The organism is Pseudomonas sp. NPDC089408 (genome assembly GCF_044749445.1).
Classification (GTDB): domain Bacteria; phylum Pseudomonadota; class Gammaproteobacteria; order Pseudomonadales; family Pseudomonadaceae; genus Aquipseudomonas.
Map to the genome: position 1 here is coordinate 66,754 of NZ_JBIVHY010000022.1, position 21,740 is coordinate 88,493.

Here is a 21,740-nt window from a genome sequence, read left to right on the forward strand (position 1 = left end):
ACATGGCCTTTGCTACCAGCAGCCTCAAGATTAAATGCACTAAGGAAAATGCATGTCTGATCTGAAGAAAATTGAACTTACTATCAAGAACTACAATGTTAAAAATACTGCTGACATTGATACGCTCTACAGTCAAGTTCGGTGCGAAGACGTTGAGGGGAAAACCTTCTATTTCAAAGAAGCGTGCATGCTGGACTACCTGAAAAGGCATGGAGCAATTGTTACGGACAAGCCCAGAACGTGGTACTACAAGCATTTGAGTAAGAAAAGCATCGTTCTGGTAGCGTTCCAGAAGGCAGATGGCAAGGTCGAATATGACCTAGATCACCTGCGACTGGTTGCTAAATCCAGTATTCTGAAAGGGGTCGTGTTCGCGGTAGCGGCAATTCCTGCTGCGTTGATCATCGCGACGGCCACTTTTGGCGTCGGCCTCCTGTTCGCACCAGTTTGCTTTTTCTATGCATACAGAAGCCTCTTCAAAATCCCCCGGATGTTGCGCAGGAGCACGCTGATAAACGAACTTGCAGCTCATGGTTTGACTGTCCAGTAGCTGCCGGTCTGGACAGCTGTGAGGCTGGGTTGAAGCTGTATGCCGATGAGGAGCAACGAATGCCAGCAGCAGTAATTTTTGATCTCTTTGGTACGCTTTTGGAGATGCGAAATCGGCAGAGTCCCTATCGACAGCTTCTCCGCCTAGGCTTACAGCAGGGGGGCTTTCGCAGCCTGATCGAGTTCACCAGCGCAATCACTCAGGACAGCAGGTGAACCCTATCGGATCAATACGGCGTCATGCTGGCATTGTTAAGGAGTTATGGCACCAGAAGTAATTCACGCCACCTTAGCTTTACTGGCCAAATCGCCCAAATGGTCATTTTTTTCTCGACGTACTCCTCGGGCAGCGGCCGGGGAATTTGTCGACTAGAACGCTGCCAAGGAGGGTAAGGTTTTTACTGCGGCCCTACGATGCCCAAAAGGTCTGATGTGCTCGCAGAAGCATGCACTCACAGATCTGCCCTTCAAATCCTTAAGTGCTTGGTGGAGATCTGGAGCTGTGAGCTTTGGGTGTCGGTGCTTCGCACCTATCTGTCCCATCGGTGCTTTCGTGGTGTTTACCCGTCGAATATGGCATATAGCCGCTATTGGATTTTGGCGCAGCGTCACTGCTGCATCGATTGGATTATTAGCGGTCATTCGCCTGCTCAGCGGGACACGGAAGGCCATTGCATGGAATCGGGTAGATGCTGGGAGCTATCAAAAATCGCTTAGGGCTGGCGTGGGAAGCAGTTGTGGTTGGAGGGAAAGCTGCGTGGAGAGTGCTGTCCACCCAGCGTCAGGGCGGCAAAGTTGATCCTTTCTTTGAGCCGTTGACCCCCATCATTGTCACGGATGGCCGATCGGCTCGGTATGAACGCGAGCTGCTACGTGCCCTGGAAAACCCCGATGTTCTGAACATCGCGCTCACAGGTAGCTATGGCGCTGGTAAGAGCAGTGTGCTGAAGACATTCTTCAGCAATCATCCACAGTTCAACCACACCTATGTGTCTCTAGCGACCTTCAGTAAACCCACCTCGGGTTTGACACCTCAGCCGAGTGGTCAACCTTCCGAACCTGACTCGGAACCTGAGGGCCTGGCTGCTACTGGGGGCGAGCACACACCAGGCGATGTCGACCTGGTCAATCGCATTGAAGAGACCATCGTGCAGCAACTGCTCTACGCGGTGCCCGCAGCGAAAGTGCCCAAGACTCGCCTGAAGCGGATTGCTCAGGCCTCAACCTTCAGCATCAGCATGCGCACCCTCGGGCTTACTCTACTTGCCGTCTGCGCCTTGAGGCTCTATGTGCCCAAGCTTGAGATGATAAAAACCGTGTCACTGGAATGGTTGATCAAGGGCTTGATGGTTGTTCCCGAGTCTGCAGCATTGGCTGGCGTGGCCATTGGTGCTGTCTATCTCTTGTACTCGGGGTTGAGGTTCATGTCCCTGTTCACTATCGATGGTCTGACACTCAAGGGAGGCAAGCTTGAGGCGACTCACCATGGTTCGGTGCTTCATAAGAACGTCGACGAGATCATCTATTGCTTCGAGCGCAGTGATATCAACGTAGTTGTCATTGAAGACCTGGATCGCTTTGACATCCAGGATATCTTCTTCAGGCTGCGAGAGATCAACTTCATCATCCAGCGATCACCTCAGGTCAGGCGTTCTGTCCATTTCGTCTACGCCATCCGTGACGAGCTGTTCACGGTCACGGACAAGACGAAGTTCTTCGACCTCATCATCCCCATCATCCCTGTGATTAACTCCGAGAACTCCAGGGAAAAGCTGGTCGAGCTCATGAAGGCGCGCCAGGTAGCCGGCAAACCACTGGATGATGGCTTGAACCTCAAGCTCATTGAGACGGTTTGCTACTACATCGATGAAATGCGGCTGATCAAGAACATCGTCAACGAGTATGACGTCTACGCATATGTACTGGCCAAGGACGGACTGGAGCTAGATCCCAACAAGCTTTTTGCCATGGTTGCTATTCGAAACCTACACCCTAATGCCTATGCTGACTTGGTCAAGCGAAGGGGCGCGATCTATGGGGGCATCGAGGGCTACGCTGCGTGGGTAACAGCCGAAGTCAAGCTGCTCGAAACGGCAGCTAAAAGCCTCAAAGATCAGCGCGCGAGGCGCGAGGACGAGGTGGCTGACAACCTGCAACAACTGCGTACCTGCGTGTGGTACGAGCTTATCAAACTTGGAAATAAGCCCACTGCAAGCCAGGTTCGGCTCGATACAGGTGCCACTTTTTCGCTAATCGACTTTGTTTCTGACTCCGCTTTTTCCCAGGTTGAGGCGTCTAGAACCCTATTGCCGTTGACGCCATCCCCCTGGAGCGAAGGCGGGCAGGGGTTCCAGACTAGAAAGGCGTTACAGCAGGCTCGATACGATGAGCGCCTGAAGCGCTTCCAGACCTCGCTTGATGAGCTGGATGAGCAACTCGAAACGAACCGTAGCAAGGTGCAGCGTCTCAAAACAGCGGGTTTCCGACAGATCGTATCCATGGGGTACGGCAGTGAAGTGGCGAAGCGTTTGAAGGGGTTGGAGCTCATAGTCTTTTTGGTTCACCGCGGTTTTTTCGACACTGATTACGTCGATTACCTCGGCTATTTCTATGAGGGCTCCCTCACCCAATCTGACAAGAACCTGATCATGGGAATGGTTCGGGGTGAGGAGTACGATGTAACCACCCCAATACATAATCCGGAGCTTGTGGTCAGAAAGCTGGATCTGGATTCGGTAGCTGATGGGCGCGGCATCATGGTTGATCTCATCCAAGAGCTTTTGCATAAGCACAAGGATGACGCGGTTGCCAGGAAGGACAAGCTTCGCATGATCCTCCGAAGTGGTCATGATTACACGGAGCGATTCGCCGAGGCCGTTGCATCGATTATTCCTCGGTGGCAAGCCACGGCACTTATGAGAGCCATGTATGGCGCAGATCGCGACCTCATCCCTTTGCTGCTGAACCATGATCGGTTTAAAGCCCCCGTCTTGCGTCAGCAGTACCTCGTTGCGCTTCTGGATGTTCTGACACCCAAGGAGATGCAAACGCTCGACGATAAGCCTCGCGTACTGAGGAAGGCCATCAGTGAGCTTCGTGAGGCGTCGGTTATTGCCGCGAAGCTTGCGAGCAATCAGAGCGGATGGAGGTGGGTCAGGGAGCTGCCGGCACAATTCTCCAGCCTTGATGCGAGTGCCACGGCCGCAGATCTGCGGCTAATGGTGGAATGGGGTTGCTTGGCATTGAACCTTAAAATGCTCCAGTTGCTCTGCCAGACGCTGGATCCAGGGAATCACAGCGATAGGGTCACGTACCATCGGCTCAGCAAACTGGAACTCACTGGCCTGGACAGCATGATCGAGGAAGATCCGGACGGTTTTGTGGCGCAACTCGTAAGCCAAGAGGGGGCGCTCGAAGAGACACCAGAATCGCTCGTGGCCTTGTTCGGACTTTGCCAGAGCGAACCCTACACACTGGAGGTATTGCTCGAACAGACAACCTGCAGCGTGACTGACCTTGACGCGGTACCGACTTCGTTATGGGCGAAGATCCTGATGGCGGGACGTGCTCGTCCTGTTGGTGATGCGGCTTGGGCGTTCTTCAATCGTGCGCTTGTAGCTGATAAAGAATCCGAAGACTTCGTCGATTTGGGTGAGTCGGCACTGGCTACATTCGTTGATTTTCTGAAGCACAATGCTCAAGACCTGGCTGAAGAATTATGGAAGGACGCGAAACGCAACGATGTCTTGCAGACATTCCTCATCCGCGCGGCGCAAGTCGACAATGCAACCCTTCGCACGCTTTTCTCGAAGGTCGTGTTGAGCCCAAGGGTTGTCATGGACACCGCGACGCCTCTCAACCGGTGGAGCATGTTCGTCAATAGTGACATGGTCGAGTACCGGGCAGACATCAGGGCGTTCATTGCCGAACATGCTTTCACGTATCTAGGCGCCTACCTCATCCGCCGATGGAGCCTTGCCCGTGAACAGATGGACATGTCGGCATTACCGGTGTCGTTGGCCCTTGAGCTGAGCAACGCAGATGTGTGCTCAACAATTGAAGAAATTGAGATGTGGTCGGGCATTCCCGGAGATGCCTATGACACATGCGAAGGTGCCGTTGAAGCATTGGCTAGAGCGTGTGATCGCGCGACCAAAGACGGATTGAGGTTCCCGGAGGCATACCTCCCGACGATGCTGAAGCTGCTCCCGGACGGGGCGCTCTCTAGAGAACAAAAAATCCACATGCTGATCCATGCGCTCTCGATGGGCTGCAGTTGGCTGGAAGCTGTTGTCGTGTTGCCGCTTGCCGGCGAGGATTATCTGGCCTTACTCAAAAAGCGGCGCGTGAACTTCCCGGCTCATGATGTAGATCGCCGACTGATCGATGCCCTCGCTGCAAGAGGTTTTGTGGGGGCCGTTAAACCTGAAGCCAAGCGGATTGTGGTTTGGAGCAAACGCAACTGAGCCCGAGGTGTAGCTCGTCATCTTGTCCCCGTTACAAGGCCCCGACGTCTGGCAACCAGAGCGGCCCGCTGAATCCACAGCCTAAACGCGCTGTAGGCTCAAAGGCCGCTTTGCCAGGTTGAATTGAGAGTTGCGATGGTTCCGTCACCGGCGGAGTGTGACTGAGCAAGGCAAGACGCTTCCCTGTCCAGGCTGAGTTGCCTCCGCCCTTTGCAACTTCGCTTTTGCCATCATAGTGATGTCATGCGCTACTGCTTGGTGTAACCTTGCCTGCTTATAACCCTCTCAATGCCTAGTGACGTGCCTTACAGGTCAATCATCGGCATTTTCCGCCAGAGCGAGCGCAATCGCTCCAGAGGTGGGTATGGAGGGATCTCAACGAATCGGAGCAAAGGATGGCGCGTAGAACGTTTTTCTCCTTCCACTACCAGGAAGACGTGTGGCGAGTCTTTAACGTCAGGAAATGCTGGGCCATCGGTAAGGATCGTGAGGCGGATGGATTCTTTGACGGCAGTGTGTTCGAAGCTTCCAAAAAGGAAAGCGACGACGCGCTTAAATCCTTTCTCCGAGATGGTCTGAAGAACACCTCTGTGACGTGCGTGCTTGCCGGCCGGTACACCGCTGGCAGGCGATGGGTACGTTACGAGATCGTGCGCAGCGTCTTGAAGGGCAATGGGTTGCTCACGGTTGACATCCATGGCCTGAGGAATAAAGCACAGGAGCTTGGCGTGAAAGGCACAAACCCACTGGATGAAGTGGGTGTCTACCTCGCCAACGACAAGATTTACTTCGCGGAGCGAAAAGACGGTAAGTGGGTGAAGTACTCGGACTACGCCTCCGCCATTCCTGCCTCTGATCTGTGGTTTGACGCTCCTACCAGCAATTCGGTTATCAAGCTGTCCAAACATTGCATGAGATACGACTTCGCGGCTCAAAATGGCCGTGAGAACATCGCGGGCTGGATCGAAACCGCAGCTGGCCTAGCCGGTCGTTGACAGCACGGCATTAAGCCTACTGCCCGCAACAGTTCATATCTCAGTGCATTCAGGATTTACATATGGCAGCCACCCAGCGCCTGGCCGGCGTCAGAATTCACCTGTCCGGTTCAAACAAAGAACTGCAAGCGGACATCGCCGAGTTTGTGCAGAAATTTGCAGCGAAGGTCTTCAGTGAGGGGGGCTCTATTGTCCATGGAAGTCACCCCTCATTTTCCGAGCCGCTGCGCAAAGCTGCTGAAAACTTCATTCAGGCAGGTGGTAGCAAAGGGGCGCTGACCCTGGTGAGGGCTAAGAGCTACTCCACCGAGCAGTACACGGCTGAAATCGAAGAGCAGAGGACATTTGCCTCTGTAGAGATCGTACCAGCCGATAATAGCGATGGCTTAGCCGGAGACGGCCTGACTCCGATGCGTGACTGGATGGCTGATCGTTCCGACGTTGTCGTTTGCGTGGGTGGTGCCTGGTGGGATGTCCACAAAGCAAAGGCGGGCGTTCCCAATGAACTAGCTACGATGCTTGAGCTTGGTAAGCCAGGGTTTGTAGTCGCGGGCTTTGGCGGGGCAATCGCCGGTTATCTTGAAGACAATCCTTCGCTGTTTTCCCGCCTGCGAAATGGCCTTTCTGAAGATGTGAACCGGACTATTGCCGAGAGCACGTCAGCTGACCAGATCGTAAAGCTGGTTGTCGACCAGTTGATGAATCTACCGCTTACTCGGCGCAACGTTTCTCGGGGCCGGAATTTTCGCATTTTGGCGCTCGACGGTGGAGGGCTCAGGGGCACCTTCACCGCGGCAGTATTGGCCAAGTGGGATGACATGCTGAAGGCGGGCGGCGGCAATGACCTCGTTTCGCACTTCGACCTGGTGGCCGGTACGTCCACGGGCGCGATTCTGGCCATTGGGCTCGCCATGGGTTTGAAGCCACGTGAAATCCTAGAATTCTACGAGAAAAAGGGCCCTCAGATTTTCCCGAAGGATCGGAAGCTTCGGCATTGGCTCAAGTCAAAACATGACTCAGCAACGCTTCGCAGTCTGTTGACTGAGGTGTACGGGGACAAAACGCTGGCCGCAGATTCACGCTGCCGCTTGGTGATTCCGACTGTCAGGGCCAAGCAAGGGCAGGCAGAGGCAATTGTCACCCCACATAGCCCAGATCGCACCGCTTACCGGGATATCTCAGCCGTTGACGCTGCACTGGCGTCCTCCGCTGCACCTACCTATTTTGATGAAGTTACTTTCGATGGGCCTGTCGCGTTGGAGACGTTCCTCGATGGTGGCGTCTGGGCCAATAACCCCATCCTTCCGGCGCTGGCAGAAGCGGTTCGATACCTGAAGATCCCTCTGGAAAGGATTGATGTGCTGAGCATTGGCACACTCAGCAGCGAAAGCGACTTCACCGACCAGCTCGGAAAAGGGAAGGCAGGTTGGGCACCCCACAGCGTAGATCTCTTTTTTGCCGCCCAAGAACATGGCGCCCTAGTACTCGCGCAGAGCTTCCTAGGGCCGACACGTCATGTGCGTGTCAACCAGCAGACTCCTGACGAAATCAAGATGGATGACGTCGAGGCTATCCAGGAGATGGCGCAACGCGGAAATGAAGCGGCCATGGAGCACTTCGCCGAGGTGCGCTCCAGATTCTTTGACGGCCAGCATGTCGACGCGTGGGAGCGCTTCTGATCTGAGTAGGCGCGGGCGCTTCGGTTCTCTGGCGCTCGACTCACCGCATTTTAATAATTTCGAGGTGCTAATGTTCATCGATTTAAGAATTAATAATGTTGCTGGTGCCACGCTTGAGTGGAACTCCTCTGATATTGTCTCGTATAAAGAACGGAATAATAAAGTTTCGATGCGCTTGGAAGAGTACCTTCTTGACGGGGGCAATGTGTTAGATGCTGCCAAGATTCAAGAAAAAATTTTTCCGAAAAGTGATATTGATGTTTTCATCTCGCACTCGCATGCGGACGAAAATCAAGCAATTGGTTTGGCGTTAAGTCTTGAGTCGATTGGGTTAAAGCCATTTGTAGATTCCTGCACATGGGGGTACGCAGATGAATTGCTTCGCAAAATTGACGAGAAATTTTCTAAGCCAGAAGGTTGGACGTCGTATAGCTATGAGCTTAGAAATAGAACCACAACCAACGTTCATTTGATTCTGAATGCTGCACTTCAACAGATGATTAACGAATCAGAGCTGTTCGTATTTTTGGGGACGGAGAATTCGGTCAGGTTTGATGAGCACGTTAGTAAGCATAAGCAGCTCTCCTCGCCATGGATTTTTTCCGAGCTGACGTTCGTTAAGAATGTTAAACGTACGCCTCGGAAGCAGAGAGTTATAAGCCTTGAGCACGGCAGAGCGTTCGATCATAAGAAGGGTGCTGAGTTTAGGTTTCCTTTGCCTGAATCATCCCTTTCGATCGATTTTTCGGAGTTTTCACACTGGCTAAATAAAGCTGACTCCTCCGACGTGCGCCCTAGTTACAAACATATCAAAGGGCTTGAGCATCTGGACTTGCTATATAGGGAGTTGGGGGTCGACTCAAAACTGCTTGATGCTCCCCGTACCGCGTAGTTTGCCACACTCTTCAATCGTTATTTGCCAGTTTAGTCGAAACGGAGGAGGATTGACCTCCGAAAGTCGCGAATGGGTCAAGGCGTGTAATCAATATGGTCAAGGAATATCATGTACCTCGGATTTGAGCTCGAAAACTACAAGCCACTGGAGCGCGTGTCGCAAAAGGAGGTAGATGAATACAAAGCGCGCGCACGCAACCTCAATATCCAGGATCTGGCAGAATTCGTAGTGACTCGACTACAAGGCCATGATGTTCTCGATGCCAAGGGACTCGCGGACATTCTATTTCCAGCGAAGCAGGCTCACATTTTTCTCTCTCATTCCCATAGGGATGAAGACAACGCGATAAAGTTCGCTATCGCGATGGAAAGGCGAGACGTGAAGGTCTTCATTGACTCATGCGTGTGGGGATCTGTGGACGCTGTTTTAGACGTTGTGAATGAGAAATACTCTGACTCCGAAGTCGTTGGCGATCAGAAATATTTCTCGCACAGAAAGTGTGATTTGGCGTCAGCAGCTGTGCATATGCTGCTGACGACTGAGCTTAATAGAATGATCGATGATACCGAGTGCTTCGTTTTTTTGAATGCGAAGCAATCTGTTCCGATAAGGCAGCAAGGGCAGGAGAATGGCAGAATGCTGACACTGTCTCCTTGGATCTATTCGGAACTGTCTTTCAGTGCGCGGGTGCGTAGTAGAAAGCCCTCTAGAAAACGGTTGTCGAAGCCCAGTAAGTTTCGTGTTGTTGAAGATTGCATGCAGAGTGTATTTCATCTTGCGAGATCTGCTGTCTTTGGATTCGACGCAGACTCCGGTCATCTTCCCACGATCACAGGTGAAGAGTTGAGGGAACACTTCCTGCATACGCATTATCGAGGAAGTTTTTATCTTGACTCACTCTATTACCAGTACGAGCTTGAGGAAGCGTTTTCCGAAAGGGCAGTTGACTCTGCATTAATAGATTAGCCTTGAGGCGAGTGAGAGGGTGGCCGGATCCTTATGGTATCCGAGAGTAATATTCGCTTAACTTGATCCGCTAAGATCGGCTAAAGTGAGTCATGCGTCACAGCTTTGTACTGCGATAGAGTGGGAATTGAGCAATGGATCGCGATCAACTGGTAAACGACCTCCGGGACTACATGGCTTCTGAGCAAGGTTCTCGCGAGGCTGCAATCCAGTCGCTATTCGAAGGGCTTGTTAGAGACAGTGAGCTAGTAGGGCTCGCCGCACACCTTAAATTGTCTGACGATACGGCCTTGAAGTCAGTGATCAGAGAAATCTCTGCGCGACAGGGCGTAATGAATCGGCTCCAGGAGCGCCTCCGGAAGCTGCGCAACGAGCGACAGGTTAGCCAGGTGGCACCAACGCGGCCAGGCAAGAACAAGGGCTCGCTTTTGAGAGAACTCACCACCCTTGTCGCCGCTGCTGACCTGCAAGCCGCGGAGCGCCTGCTTCTGACTGCGCTGGAAGAGGGGCAAGACCCGGATTATTTAACCTTGTTGGGGCGGGTCTACACACTCCAGCACCGTCCCGTAGATGGGGCAAGGGCCATACAATCAGCTGATGCAATTCGGCGTCAGCAAGGTGCGTTCGTCCTTGATCGCACTATGAGCCCAGGCCATCACAACCCAAGCGCAGCCGATTTAGATTTCATACAGGAGAATGCGCGCCAATTCGCTCCTCTGGAAGACGAGACCTTTGAGTTCCGGAATTTTCAAACTGACAGCGCAAGTGTCCGCGTGGAGCCGACCGCTAGACCGAATGATCGTGAGGCGGATGGCGCCGGCAGCGGGAAACAGCCGCATCGAGAGAATGGCACGAAGGAGCCCAAACGCCGACTCAGCTTAAACCCAGCGGGAGTTAACTCGTCTAATCGCGATGCCAGTACACAGACCCACAACGCAAGCGTCCGGGTGGACTCGGCCATTCGACCGCATGGCCGTGAAGTAGCTGGTGCCGACAACGCACAACAGCTGCATCGAGCAACTGGCACGAAGGAACCCAAGCGCCGGCTCAGCTTAAATCCTGCGGGGGTTAACTCGCCTAACAGCGATGCCAGTACACAAACCCACAACGCGGGCGTCCGGGTGGATTCGACGGCTAATTCGCCCGGTAATGATGGCAATAAACAAGCTCACACTCTCGGCACGCCGGATCCTTCCCCGTGGTTGACTTCACCAGTCGACAGCACCCAAAAAGCACATATAGATCTCCCTGCGGAGCCAGCCCCGGAGGTCGAGGTAGACGTCTTCGCAAAACCATTAAGCCGTTTCCTCGCCGACGAACCGGTGTCTGGTGCGTTGTCTGATTCCCGCGACGTTGATGCGTTCTACCTCGACCAGATTGAAGATGATGGCTCTATAGGAGTGGGGGACATACCGTACTCCGAGGATGCCGACTTCGACCCAAACCTCGCAGCGGAGTTGGCCGAGCTAGAACTGTACGGCACCACGAAAGCGCGTGAAGACAAATCCCACAGGGACAGTGAGTACCTGAAGGACGCTGATGACGAGTTCGCTTTCTATGAATTCGATCCAGACACTGTGTTCGACAATGACAAGTATCAGGCCGAACCCGCTGGGGGCGATTCAGAGAATCGGATAACGCGTGAGGAGCGTGCGAAGCAAAAGGCCGTAGAACTTGTGTACAGGTACGATTGGCCGCATGGAACGCTTCCCCTGATTCAACAGATTTACATCATGAGCGGATGGGGCGCGACCCGGGTGGCATTGGAACGAGCGATCGATGAAGGGCTGACTCCCGAGGAGCTCGTGCTTGCCGCACACATCAAGGTCATCTGGGCTGACAACGACTTGTACTGGATCGCATTTGACAGTACCGGCAGCACCCGGCTGTCCTACCACGCGCTGTCTTGGCGTACGGCGCTGTTGATTGTCCGTTCATTTGAGTCGATACCACAGGTCGAGGAGATCGATGTCCTTCTGGAACAGCTTTTTGAGTACTGGTACGAAAACGCCACGCTTAGGCGGGTATTCAAAGCCTTCGCGAGGTACCTGTGGTACCGCTTTGGTGATATCGATGGTGCCCTTCCCGCACGTCAGATGGGCGATTTTGACTCGCCCTATCAGCGCCCAGGAGAAGAGTACAGCGACCTTGGTATTCCGAATGATCTTGAGACAGCAAGTCTCCGGAAGCTTCAGGCATATGGTGTACCGCAGATCAAAGACCCGCAAGCACCGAGCTGCTATTTCAGCGATCTCCCCGTTGAGGCCGAGGAAGGTGAAGACGTCGCGTCGGCGAAACAGCAAAACGATCAGCCAGCTGAACTGAATGGAAGCGAGGTTCGCTCCGATGCCTAGTAGACACTCCCACCTCGGAGCTGGCCGGGCAAGGCATTCGCGGATGACCAGGACTGCAATGGTCAGCTGCGCTACGCAAACAGACGATAAAGGCTTGTCCTGGCCAACCACTCGTAAATTGGACTCACAGGGAGTACTGCATGAAGCCGCTTGAACTTACTCACGTACAGGGTTGCTGGGTTAAGCGCTTACGTCCCGGTGGCGAAGAAGAGATTGGCGTCGTCAAGATGGCAATCCCCGAGACTGGGAAGACCCAAGTTCATTGGATTCGAGCGGGTAGTGCGAGCTTCGTTGATTCTGATGCCCTGAAATCGGGCTTTGTGAATGGCCAAGACGTCCTCGACGCGACGCCTGGGACAGGTGTTCGCTCGCTAGGCCAGGGCGCGATCATGCAGCTCAGAGACCTAGCTGGCAGCGAGCAGGCGCTCGTGGATTTCCCGGAAAAGGGAGAGAGACACTGGCTGCCGTACCAATACCTACGTCAGGTTAAGGGCGTCAGGCATCGGTTTGTGACCGCTCAGATGGGGGGCGGGGCGGACGCTGAGCGTGTGCGACTACGGTTGCTCGCTCACGCCATCAAAGTATGGAATGAGAACACGGGATCCCTGTCTCACCTGGAAATTGACCCACTGCCGCATCAAATCAACTTGGTGCATCACATTCTCGCGTCGAACAATCTGAGCTGGTTGATCGCCGATGATGTTGGTTTGGGCAAAACGATTGAAACGGGCATGCTGCTCCACGCGCTGATCCAGCGAAAGCGTGTGAAGCGCATCCTTCTAATCACGCCCGCGGGGTTAACCAAGCAGTGGCAAGATGAGCTGTACTACAAATTCAAGCTCGAAGATTTTGAAATCTATCATGAGGATTTCTTCGTCAACGAGCCACGCCAGTGGAAGATGCATGACTGCGTGATTGGGTCGTTGGATCGCCTCAAGCAGCCTGATCACCTCGAAAGTTTGCTCCAGGCAGAGCCTTGGGATTTGGTCATCTTCGATGAAGGTCACCGACTCAGTCGTCGCCAGTACGGTCTGAAGTATGAGAGCTCTGAGCGCTACGATCTCGCCAAAGCACTTCGGAGCCGCACAGAGCACATGCTGCTTCTCAGTGCGACTCCTCACCAGGGTATGCAGGACAAGTTCGTAGCGTTGCTTGAGTTGCTGCGTCCGGAGCGGCGGGAAGAGCTTGAAATGCTCAGCCTCAAGCCCGAAATCCTGCGTGACATGGTTTACCGCAATCACAAGGCAGACGTCACCGATGCTGATGGACGCTTCATTTTTGAAGGGAAAATCACCTCTGCGCTGCGGGTTTCCAGCAGCCAGGAATCGATTGACTTCGATCAGACCCTGCAGCACTACCTGCGCAAAGGGTACGCCGCCGGCGAGGCTTTAGGTCAGACAGGTAACGCTATTGGCTTTGTGATGACGGTGTACCGCAAGCTCGCAGTGTCTAGTGCCGCCGCGATCCACCAGGCTCTTCGCAATCGGCTTCAGCGACTGCTAGACGCCTTTGGTGGCGACACGATGCCCAGTGCACCGAATGATCAGCGTTATGTGGGTGAGTGGGAAGAGCAGGTCAGCGGTGAGGCAGAAGAGTTCTTCGCAGGGGAGATTCAGCTCCTCAAGCAGCTCATCGATGACGCTGCGCTACTCATGGCGAATGATTTGAAACTCACGGAGCTTCTCGACAAGGTCATCGGGGCAATCAATGCGAAGAACCCTGAAGAGAAGGTGTTGATCTTCACTGAGTACCGAACCACACAGCGCTATCTCAGGGACGCGCTGGCGGCCCGGTTTGGTGAGGATAAAGTCGCGCTCATAAATGGTTCCATGCAGCATGTGGAGCGTCGAGAGGCGATCGCTCAATTTGAAACGCAGGGTCGGTTCCTTATTTCCACCGAGGCGGGTGGTGAGGGTATCAACCTACAGAGGCAGTGCCACATGATGGTGAACTATGACCTGCCCTGGAACCCCATGCGCCTTGTCCAGCGGATTGGTAGGTTATATCGCTACGGGCAGAAGATGAAGGTCGTTGTGTTCAACATCCAGCAATCCGATAGCCTTGATCAGGAGATCGTTGACCTGATGTACCAGCGGATCGATAGCGTTGTTGATGACTTGGCCGAGGTTCAGCATCATGAATTCAACGAAGGCCTGAAGGACGAAATCCTCGGCGAATTGGTGGATCTCATCGATGTGGATGACATCCTTCAGCAAGCAACGAAGCTAGGTATCGAGCGTACCAGCGAGCGCATTGACGCTGCCCTGGAGGAGGCCAAGCGGGCGGCTGAGAAACAGAGGGAAATCTTCGTCCACGCCGCGACAAATGACGTCAACGAATTGGGGGATCAAGTGGCAATTACCATTGATCATCTCCAAAGCTTCGTCACGGGCATGTTCGGCCAGCTTGGTGTCGAAATTTCTGTTCCTAGCAACGAGCCGCGGCTCTTGCGAATTCGCTTGCCTGACCTGGTCATGCAAGAGCTGGGACGCAGCAGAAAAACTTCGTCGCGTATGGATGTCACCATTGACAGGGAGCTTGCTGCTCGCCGCCCAGAAATCCAGATGTTGGATTTGACCTCGCAGTTGATGCAGTACCTGCTTGCCAAAGCATGTTTGTATGACTTTGATGGCCTGGCAGGATCTGTATGTGCACCGAGCTTCGGGAAGGAGGATGGCGCGCTGTTAGGGGCGATGCTTCGCTGGCAAGGCCCGCAGGGGAATCGTGTGCGCCAGGAGTTTGTGACTATTTTGGCCGGGCAGGGGGGAATCAAGGTCAACTCTCCAGAGGTCAGTAATTGGCTGATGACGCCCGCGCATTTCAGTGCACAAACGACATCAGCACCCTTATCGAAAGCTCTTTTTGATGCAGCAAATGACGCGGCCAACAAAAGACTGGCCGAGCTAAGCAACCAGTTCCTGATACCTGAAAACCTCGATTGGGCAGGAGCGGCCTGGACGTTTCCCCGCTGAATGCAGGCGCAATCCTGTGAACTGGGTGCCGGCGCTTTCAAGATGTCGGCACGCCACCCCAGTCGCGACTCGCTCACATTAAACCTCGGTCGATTGACCTGGGCAGTGCAGTCCGTGAACAACTTGGCCAGCAAGAGTTTGAGGGCAAAAGAAAGCCCGCTGCTAGGCGGGCAAGGTCTATCACACGTAGGGATGACTTTAGATTCACTCGCTCACCGTTAAAATTGAGTGAAAGAAAAGTCCCTGGAACGTGATGATCGCATCGTTAAGGTGCGGAACCTGCACAAGGGGAGCGATATGACGTGTGTTCGGCTCACCACCTGTACTGCTCCTAGTCCGCCTTCAGTGCCACTCAGAGCAGCTGGTGAACGCCAGCGGTTGCCTGAGCACTCAATTGAGCAACATCAACAGTGACTAAGCGCCCATTTCGTTTGAGTATTTGACCATCTGCAATCACGGTATCTACGTCAGACGGGGTCGCTGACTGAACAACCTGCGCTACAGGATCCTTTTATCTAGGCGTAACGTACTTGAGCGGGCGCTTAGAGCTTCGTAAGGGTATCGATCCCTGGTGATTGAGCAGCCAGGCTGCCAAAAGAGTTGGTGGCATCCACATACTTCAAAGCAGATTTCATATCCCGCCATCCCACATAGCTCATTAAGCCTTTGATGTCCCAGCCGTTCGCTGATGCCCAGGTCGCAAAGCCCCTGCGCATCGAGTGGCTGCTGTAGGTCGCGGCGGGGATGCCTGCTGCTTCCAGAATGCGTCGTAACAGCGGGATCATGCTACTGGCCCGGAAGCCTGTATCGGAGAGGTTTCCCCAGCGATCGAGCTTGCGGAACACGGGCCCATCCGCAATGCCTGCAACAGTGACCCAGTTGATATAGGCCTCGACTGGACAGAGCTGCTTCAGCGCCGGTGTATGGAAGGTGCTGCCGTGGTGATCACGATCGGTTTTGGAATAGGGCAGGTAGAACGTAATCCCCACGCCGGCTTCTGCCTGGGTCGTCTCTACCCGCAGCCGTGCCAGCTCATCGCTACGAAACCCCCGCCAAAACCCAATCAGCAGCAATGCGGTATCGCGCCGGTGCCGCATCAGGCCGCGGTAATCACCCGCCTCAATCGCCAGGCCGGCTTGCTTATCCAGCCATCCGACCGCTTTCTGCAGATGGCGCAGTTGCAGAGGGGCGGCTTGCTTCTGCTGCGTAGGATGAACAACGCGGATGCCTTTGAGCATTTGCCGAACCTGAGGCGCCTTGGTTGGATCGGGGAAGCCCTGGGTGATGTGCCATTGCGCCAGAGCGGCAAGCCGCTGCCTCAATGTGCTGAGGGCAAGCGTCTCCGCATACTCCGCCAGGTATCGAACGATCCCCTCTGACGTCGCCGGCAGGAAGCCGCCCCACGTTGATTCGTAGTGCTCTACGGCTGCTCGATAGCTCTTGCGGGTGTTGTCCCGCGTACCCGCCGTCAGGTACCGCTGCGCCTTATCCATCTGCCAAACCTGCCATTCGTACCCCACCTAGGCACGATTCTGAGCCATTTCAGCCCATAAGAATATATAACTCTACATTATTTACTCTTTAAACTAATGCCCTGATTGGTCATAAAATAAGCTAAGATGTCACGTATTGACGTGTTATGTAACACATTACGAAATAGTAGGAGAGAATATGGCTCGCGGGGGCATTAACAAGGCTTTGGTGCAGAAGGCGCGCGCTGCGTTGCTGGCCCGCGGCGTCAATCCGAGCATCGATGCGGTGCGCGTTGAGCTCGGAAATACAGGGTCGAAGACCACTATTTCGCGGTATATGCAGGAGCTGGAGTCCACAGATGCGCGCCCTCAGGCTGACCCAGACCGCCTAAGTGACGAGCTCACCGCGATGGTGAGTCAGCTACTTAAACGCGTGCTGGAGGAGGGCAATGTAGCCCTGGTGCAGGAGAGGCTGGCCCATCAGCAAAACACCGCTGCCAAGGATCAGCTCGTAAGCGAACTGGAAGCGGAGCTCAAGAAAACCAAGCAGGTCGTAGCTAGCCGAGACGTGGCATTGGCGGCCCAGGCTGAAGAATTGAGAACGTCTCAGTCATCACTCCAAGCGGAGATCACCCGAAACGCTCGTATCAGCCAAAGCTGCGCCGATCTGGAGCTGCGGATACAGGAGAAGGATGAACAGGTACGTTCACTGGAGGACAAGCACGCACATGCACGTGATGCCATGGAGCATTACCGCTCCGCGATCAAGGAACAGCGTGAACAGGATCAGCGTCGTCATGAAACCCAGCTGCAGCAATTGCAGCAGGAGACCTTGCAACTCCAGCAGGCTCTGATGGTTCGCCAGGACGAGCTCACTCGGCTCAACCGTGACAACGAGCGTCTGCTGAGCGAGGCTCGCCAGCACAGCAAGCTTGCTTACCAGAGTCAGGAGGCGATGAAGCGACTAGAAGGGGATCTGGGGGTCGCGAACATGGCCACAGCCAGGGCTGAAGGCGCTAAAGAGATGCTCCAGGAGCAATTGGTGGCCGTGAAAAATGCCAACGAGGTTCTCTCGTCTGAAATTTCATCGCTACGAGCCAATACCGTGAAACTTAGCCAAGAGCTGGCTGATACAACCCAAGCACTAGAGGTTTGCCGCGGTGACCAGCCTGATATGGCTGGCGAATCATGACCACAGGTGTGTACCCGTGAAGAGTTTGCGGTCACCCCACGACGCACGATCAAACTTTACGTAAATCGGGCGCCGCTTTGGCTACGTCTTGCTGCTTTTTCAATCGCTCAACAACCGCAAACACGTTGTCCGCGGGATCTGGTCGTGCGCTCTCGTAGCCGTTGCGCGCTAGGGCGGCAAATGCTTCCTCTACAGCCTTTTCCTTTGGATTTCGGTCGATGAAAGATTTCACGACGGACGCACCCACAAAAAATATGGACAGATAGCTGAGCACATCCTGGCTGGATAGGAAAGACGCACCTAGAGAATCTCGCCTTTGCTTATGGTGCCAGGGAGACTCTCGACCAACCTCCACTCTAGGGAGTTGCCGATCAGACCGGCCTCGCGCCCAGTGGCAGATTTCGAAGCGCGCCCAGGAGAATCGTGTCACCGAAAAAATCCCAGCGTGCCGGGGGGACGTCTCGCATGACAATGTAGACGGGTACCGAATCCTTTTCAGGCAGGACTACATGCTAGAGTGAAGTGCGCATCCCTAGAGATTCGCGTCGGCGCCGATATTCACTTGCCAAATCGAACTGGCTGTAGAGCGAATCCAGCGCAGCGCCACCTCGCACTTCTGCAGACAAGCTAATCACCCACTCTTTCAGACGCTCGCCCGAGATCGTTGGCAAATGGTCATTAAATGCTCTGAACGCCATCATGTGCTGGATGCTCTCAAGGCTCATGTTGTTGAAGCCTTTCACATTGTCCAAGATAGCGCCCCGCATTCGGTTCTGAATTCGCTTTGGCGTCGCATGCTGAACTTGGAAGCTGAACTGGAGCTCCGAGTACAGCCAAGGTGAAAGTGTTCTAGCTTCGCCACCGAATTCCAGTGGCACCGATTTATCGGAGCGTACAAATACGAACGCCTCGACTCGGGCGATGGTACGGTGCAAGGCACCAGCCAACATCATATGCACATCAGCGTGAATGCGGTGGTCATGACTCTCCTTCGTTTCGTACGGCTGTGGTCGTGTCTGCGCAATGATTCGGCTGACCAAGTCGCCGTAGAAACCCCAGACGGTGGAGTCGACGAAAACCTTCAGCCCGTGCTTGCCTAGAGCAAGAGCAAGGTCGATAGCGTTGCGCTGATCGCCGTGAGAGTGAGAAAGGAACACATCATAATCGCCCTCTGGAAAGATCGCCTTAGACAAGGCTTCTGCATCCAAGATGGTGCCTTGGTTGTACGTTCCGATCACATACTGAGTGAGGTCGTCGATCCGCTTTTCAGCTACTTTAAGGTAGCAATTGGAGTTGAGGTTAGGATAATCACTAACCAGCTGGTAGCGCTCTATTTCCAAGCCTATGTACATCTGGCAATCCCTGTTCAGAAAGAAAAGGCGCCATTCGGCGCCTAATCGAATTACTATTTGCCTGCGGCCTTCGCAGCCGCCTCTACCCACTTTCCAAGATTTTCACGCCCGTCATCTTTGTTCCAAAGATAGTGAGTGGCACCCGGGACGCGCAGACTGCAGCAATCTGTGGTGTTGCCTTCGAAGTCGGCGATTTTGCTGATGTCAATTGTTAGAATTCCATTCCCACGCGCAATGCTTTGATCGATTTCATACTTCACGTACTTGCTCTGGCTGGTGGTTGCTCCGACCAGAACTACCGTAACGCTCGTGCCGTAGAGCTGATCGTCGATCCATTTCTTGATAGCGGTATCGCCCTTACGCTCAACCTCTTCAAAATCAGCCTTGTCGATGAAACCCACCTTCTGATCCGAGGCGATGACGTTGCTGTTACGCACGTTCATCGCGCGTTGCACGTCCTCGTACTGAAAGCTGAAAAATACCTTTCTTGCCATGGTGATCTTCCTTTAGATGAGTGGCAGCAGGTTCAGGATGACGTCGTGCGCCCGCGTCAGGTCGGTACCTTCCGCGCCCAGCTCCTGCAGCAGGGGGGTGATTTTCTTGCCATGCTCGTACTTCGTCTCGTCGTAGGTCGCCATTACCTCTTTCCAGAGGTCAGCCGAGATCGAGCCGGTGATGCCTACCGGGATGACAAAGACGCCGCCAGCGACTGCGAGATCGAACTCTTCGCGCATACCATTCGACAGCACAACGTCACCGTCCTGGTTGAGCTTGTTACCAAAGAGGAAGATCGCAGTCCCGGCATGAGCCAACATGTCGCGCCGGTACTCAGTCCAGAGATCCTTCAAGGGGCGTTCACCGGACTGACTCTGCGGGAATGGCCGCAAAATCAATTGATCACTGTCCAGACGGTGGCCATTCATGATGGTCTGCTCGATGACGCCTGAAATCACCGCGCTGCCGACACCCAATCCGAATCCGGAGATGACACGGTATTGATCTTTGCTGATGGCCTTGCTGAGCTTGTAAACGAAGTGCTCGGATTCGGCCTCAGTCCAGGGGCTGTAGTCGTGGGCCGCACCAGAGATGAAGATGGTTTTGCGCTTATGCCGGTGTTCAATCTCCTGCAGGATTGCAGTTATCTCACTGAAATCATCGACGTAGACTGCCTTGATGCCGAAGCGAAGCAGTTCCTGCTTGAACAGCTCCTCCTTACGCACCTTATATTCAAACTCGGCCTGATCCTCGTCTTTCCCCTGGCTGACCTTTCGCAAAATGCAGTAGTGCTGACGCTGGTGCTTCGCGTACTGGATGCGTACCCGGCTCAGGATGTAGTCAAGGTTTGGATCGGTAAAGCTGAAGCCCAGAAACAGGAATGTCTTGGCAATGAGATCGCCACTGAGCGCGGTGATGTACGGCTGCATCTTGACGTGATAGCGCTCGTAGTCATCACGGATTAGGACTGCCTCAGACGCGTGCTCGACGTCACCGTGCATTTTGTACACGACCGCATCGCGCTTGGGCTTGGTAGTGGCCAGTTGCTTAACGGTGTGTTTGACGTCAGCAACCTTTTCGTTGTCCTCAAGCGCGGTCTCAATGAGCTTGTCGTAGTTAGTCGTCCAGTAGGTCTGGATCGGTAGCCGGGCCAGAATTTTATGGTTATCCGTGAGTTTGACCTTGGTAGAGAATTCGGTCACGAGCATCTGATCGAGCTTCGAACGGTTGGCACCATTGGCGTTGGCGTGGTACTGCGCCAATGCCACCAGATCCGTCTCCTTGTCGATGTCCAGATCTAACTCATCGGCAATCGGCTTAAGCAGCGTCTTCCAGTTCACGAAACCAGCCCCCTGGGAGAAGCCCGCACCCGCAAAAATTGCCAGGTTCCCCTCAGCCATCTCCTTCGAGAGGGTTTCTACCAGCCGTGTATGTTCCCTTTTCATACTCTTGTACTGCCCACAAATTCGGAGTTAGAGGTTACGCACCCATGTGCCTTTGCCACGCGTGTCAAACAGCGCGAGGCCGGCGGCGTTGGTGGGGACGTCAATTTTGTTGTAGAGATTCAGGTATTCGTTGCCATAGAAATGGCCCTGGCTGTCCGAGGTCGGAATGATGGCAATGCGATCGTGAGCTTTTTTGCCATCGGCGAAGCCGATCTCCCACGGACACCAGCGAGACGACATGGAATTTTCAGTAGCCAGGAAGAGAAACCAGTCGGCTTGGACAATAGCGACTTTGATGTTGAACGCCGTTTCGCCATCAGGCGTGGCAGGCATCCTGCTGTCCTGCCAGTCGATGTAGACGTCCCAGCCTTCTCGCTTCAGCATTTCCTGTAGCCCGAGAGCAAGCGTTGCGTCCTGGTGGCTGTGGCTGAGGAAAGCGGTAGGTTGCCCTGGCCGCGGCCGGAATTGGCCCTGGGCTGAACGGCTAAAGCTTCGAGTGAGCAAGTCTGACTGGCGAATCGGCATTTTGGCTTCCCTGGCATTTGGAGGGCAAAATGCCAGCTTTCCGCAACCAGCTCAAGCCAGCCCATGGTGGGAAAAACTGCCTTCAACGGTTACGTGTAAGTTGCGCCAGGAAGATTTCCCCATGGGGCGAGCCTTTCAGCCCAGATAATCATTTTAAATGATGGGCTCGACTACGACCAAAGTATTAGGCGTCGCAAGGAAATTACTCCAGCGACGCACTGCGTCAGAACTTGTCGCGCGTGATGTGGTTAGTCATAAATTTGACAGGATACTGTTCGACAGAGGCACGGCGGCATCAGGTTCCAAGTGCAACAGTCAGTTGATAATGTTGAGCCGATTGGTTGCCAGCAGTTGCAGATGATCCGTCAACACTTCAACAGGGA

At 54.1% G+C, this 21,740-nt stretch carries 15 protein-coding genes; 9 read left to right on the forward strand and 6 right to left on the reverse strand.

Annotated elements, in window-relative coordinates; all coding sequences use genetic code 11:
* Nucleotides 1–52 precede the first annotated feature (52 nt).
* The 8 genes from ACIP02_RS24480 (at nucleotide 53) to ACIP02_RS24515 (ending at nucleotide 14,876) form a co-directional block, all read left to right on the forward strand.
* On the forward strand, nucleotides 53–550 hold the full coding sequence (locus tag ACIP02_RS24480; protein WP_400621815.1) for a hypothetical protein: 498 nt from the start codon (nucleotides 53–55) through the stop codon (nucleotides 548–550).
* Nucleotides 551–1,238: 688 nt separating this feature from the next.
* The gene (locus ACIP02_RS24485) at nucleotides 1,239–5,015 is read left to right on the forward strand and encodes a hypothetical protein (RefSeq protein ID WP_400621818.1); all 3,777 of its coding nucleotides are present in this window, start codon (nucleotides 1,239–1,241) and stop codon (nucleotides 5,013–5,015) included.
* A gap of 395 nt (nucleotides 5,016–5,410) precedes the next feature.
* Complete coding sequence (locus ACIP02_RS24490; RefSeq protein ID WP_305377478.1) at nucleotides 5,411–6,010, forward strand: TIR domain-containing protein; 600 nt, start codon at nucleotides 5,411–5,413, stop codon at nucleotides 6,008–6,010.
* 62 nt (nucleotides 6,011–6,072) lie between these two features.
* Complete coding sequence (locus ACIP02_RS24495) at nucleotides 6,073–7,689, forward strand: CBASS cGAMP-activated phospholipase (RefSeq protein WP_400621822.1); 1,617 nt, start codon at nucleotides 6,073–6,075, stop codon at nucleotides 7,687–7,689.
* A gap of 70 nt (nucleotides 7,690–7,759) precedes the next feature.
* The gene (locus tag ACIP02_RS24500; protein ID WP_400621825.1) at nucleotides 7,760–8,581 is read left to right on the forward strand and encodes a hypothetical protein; all 822 of its coding nucleotides are present in this window, start codon (nucleotides 7,760–7,762) and stop codon (nucleotides 8,579–8,581) included.
* 111 nt (nucleotides 8,582–8,692) lie between these two features.
* A complete protein-coding gene (locus ACIP02_RS24505; protein WP_400621827.1) occupies nucleotides 8,693–9,550 on the forward strand; it encodes a hypothetical protein in 858 nt (285 codons plus the stop codon).
* Nucleotides 9,551–9,684: 134 nt separating this feature from the next.
* The gene (locus ACIP02_RS24510; RefSeq protein ID WP_305377482.1) at nucleotides 9,685–11,904 is read left to right on the forward strand and encodes a hypothetical protein; all 2,220 of its coding nucleotides are present in this window, start codon (nucleotides 9,685–9,687) and stop codon (nucleotides 11,902–11,904) included.
* Nucleotides 11,905–12,044: 140 nt separating this feature from the next.
* Nucleotides 12,045–14,876, forward strand: a complete 2,832-nt coding sequence (locus tag ACIP02_RS24515) for a DEAD/DEAH box helicase (protein ID WP_400621830.1) — start codon at nucleotides 12,045–12,047, stop codon at nucleotides 14,874–14,876.
* 542 nt (nucleotides 14,877–15,418) lie between these two features.
* On the opposite strand, the gene ACIP02_RS24520 is transcribed toward ACIP02_RS24515, so the two are convergent.
* Complete coding sequence (locus ACIP02_RS24520; protein ID WP_305377484.1) at nucleotides 15,419–16,369, reverse strand: site-specific integrase; 951 nt, start codon at nucleotides 16,367–16,369, stop codon at nucleotides 15,419–15,421.
* A 178-nt stretch (nucleotides 16,370–16,547) separates the two neighbouring features.
* Here ACIP02_RS24520 and ACIP02_RS24525 point away from each other — a divergent pair, with 178 nt between their 5' ends.
* Complete coding sequence (locus tag ACIP02_RS24525; protein WP_400621833.1) at nucleotides 16,548–17,540, forward strand: DNA-binding protein; 993 nt, start codon at nucleotides 16,548–16,550, stop codon at nucleotides 17,538–17,540.
* A gap of 49 nt (nucleotides 17,541–17,589) precedes the next feature.
* Here the strand turns inward: ACIP02_RS24525 and ACIP02_RS24530 are convergent, their stop codons facing one another.
* From ACIP02_RS24530 to ACIP02_RS24550, 5 genes are all read right to left on the reverse strand, one after another.
* Entirely contained in the window at nucleotides 17,590–17,772 is a 183-nt protein-coding gene (locus ACIP02_RS24530) for a hypothetical protein (protein WP_147406351.1), read from the reverse strand.
* Between the two features lie 280 nt (nucleotides 17,773–18,052).
* A complete protein-coding gene (locus tag ACIP02_RS24535) occupies nucleotides 18,053–18,892 on the reverse strand; it encodes a hypothetical protein (protein ID WP_305377486.1) in 840 nt (279 codons plus the stop codon).
* A gap of 53 nt (nucleotides 18,893–18,945) precedes the next feature.
* Nucleotides 18,946–19,386, reverse strand: coding sequence for a TIR domain-containing protein (locus ACIP02_RS24540; protein WP_305377487.1), 441 nt, complete (start codon nucleotides 19,384–19,386; stop codon nucleotides 18,946–18,948).
* A 12-nt stretch (nucleotides 19,387–19,398) separates the two neighbouring features.
* The gene (locus tag ACIP02_RS24545) at nucleotides 19,399–20,832 is read right to left on the reverse strand and encodes an SIR2 family protein (protein ID WP_305377488.1); all 1,434 of its coding nucleotides are present in this window, start codon (nucleotides 20,830–20,832) and stop codon (nucleotides 19,399–19,401) included.
* Between the two features lie 27 nt (nucleotides 20,833–20,859).
* Nucleotides 20,860–21,357 (reverse strand): toll/interleukin-1 receptor domain-containing protein, encoded by a 498-nt coding sequence (locus ACIP02_RS24550; protein WP_305377489.1) that lies wholly within the window; start codon nucleotides 21,355–21,357, stop codon nucleotides 20,860–20,862.
* Nucleotides 21,358–21,740 lie beyond the last annotated feature (383 nt).

Coding starts and splice junctions, on each gene's coding strand:
- ACIP02_RS24480 (WP_400621815.1), top strand. CDS start 53: ATGTCTGATCTGAAGAAAATTGAACTTACTATCAAGAACTACAATGTT.
- ACIP02_RS24485 (WP_400621818.1), top strand. CDS start 1,239: ATGCTGGGAGCTATCAAAAATCGCTTAGGGCTGGCGTGGGAAGCAGTT.
- ACIP02_RS24490 (WP_305377478.1), top strand. CDS start 5,411: ATGGCGCGTAGAACGTTTTTCTCCTTCCACTACCAGGAAGACGTGTGG.
- ACIP02_RS24495 (WP_400621822.1), top strand. CDS start 6,073: ATGGCAGCCACCCAGCGCCTGGCCGGCGTCAGAATTCACCTGTCCGGT.
- ACIP02_RS24500 (WP_400621825.1), top strand. CDS start 7,760: ATGTTCATCGATTTAAGAATTAATAATGTTGCTGGTGCCACGCTTGAG.
- ACIP02_RS24505 (WP_400621827.1), top strand. CDS start 8,693: ATGTACCTCGGATTTGAGCTCGAAAACTACAAGCCACTGGAGCGCGTG.
- ACIP02_RS24510 (WP_305377482.1), top strand. CDS start 9,685: ATGGATCGCGATCAACTGGTAAACGACCTCCGGGACTACATGGCTTCT.
- ACIP02_RS24515 (WP_400621830.1), top strand. CDS start 12,045: ATGAAGCCGCTTGAACTTACTCACGTACAGGGTTGCTGGGTTAAGCGC.
- ACIP02_RS24520 (WP_305377484.1), bottom strand. CDS start 16,369: ATGGATAAGGCGCAGCGGTACCTGACGGCGGGTACGCGGGACAACACC.
- ACIP02_RS24525 (WP_400621833.1), top strand. CDS start 16,548: ATGGCTCGCGGGGGCATTAACAAGGCTTTGGTGCAGAAGGCGCGCGCT.
- ACIP02_RS24535 (WP_305377486.1), bottom strand. CDS start 18,892: ATGTACATAGGCTTGGAAATAGAGCGCTACCAGCTGGTTAGTGATTAT.
- ACIP02_RS24540 (WP_305377487.1), bottom strand. CDS start 19,386: ATGGCAAGAAAGGTATTTTTCAGCTTTCAGTACGAGGACGTGCAACGC.
- ACIP02_RS24545 (WP_305377488.1), bottom strand. CDS start 20,832: ATGAAAAGGGAACATACACGGCTGGTAGAAACCCTCTCGAAGGAGATG.
- ACIP02_RS24550 (WP_305377489.1), bottom strand. CDS start 21,357: ATGCCGATTCGCCAGTCAGACTTGCTCACTCGAAGCTTTAGCCGTTCA.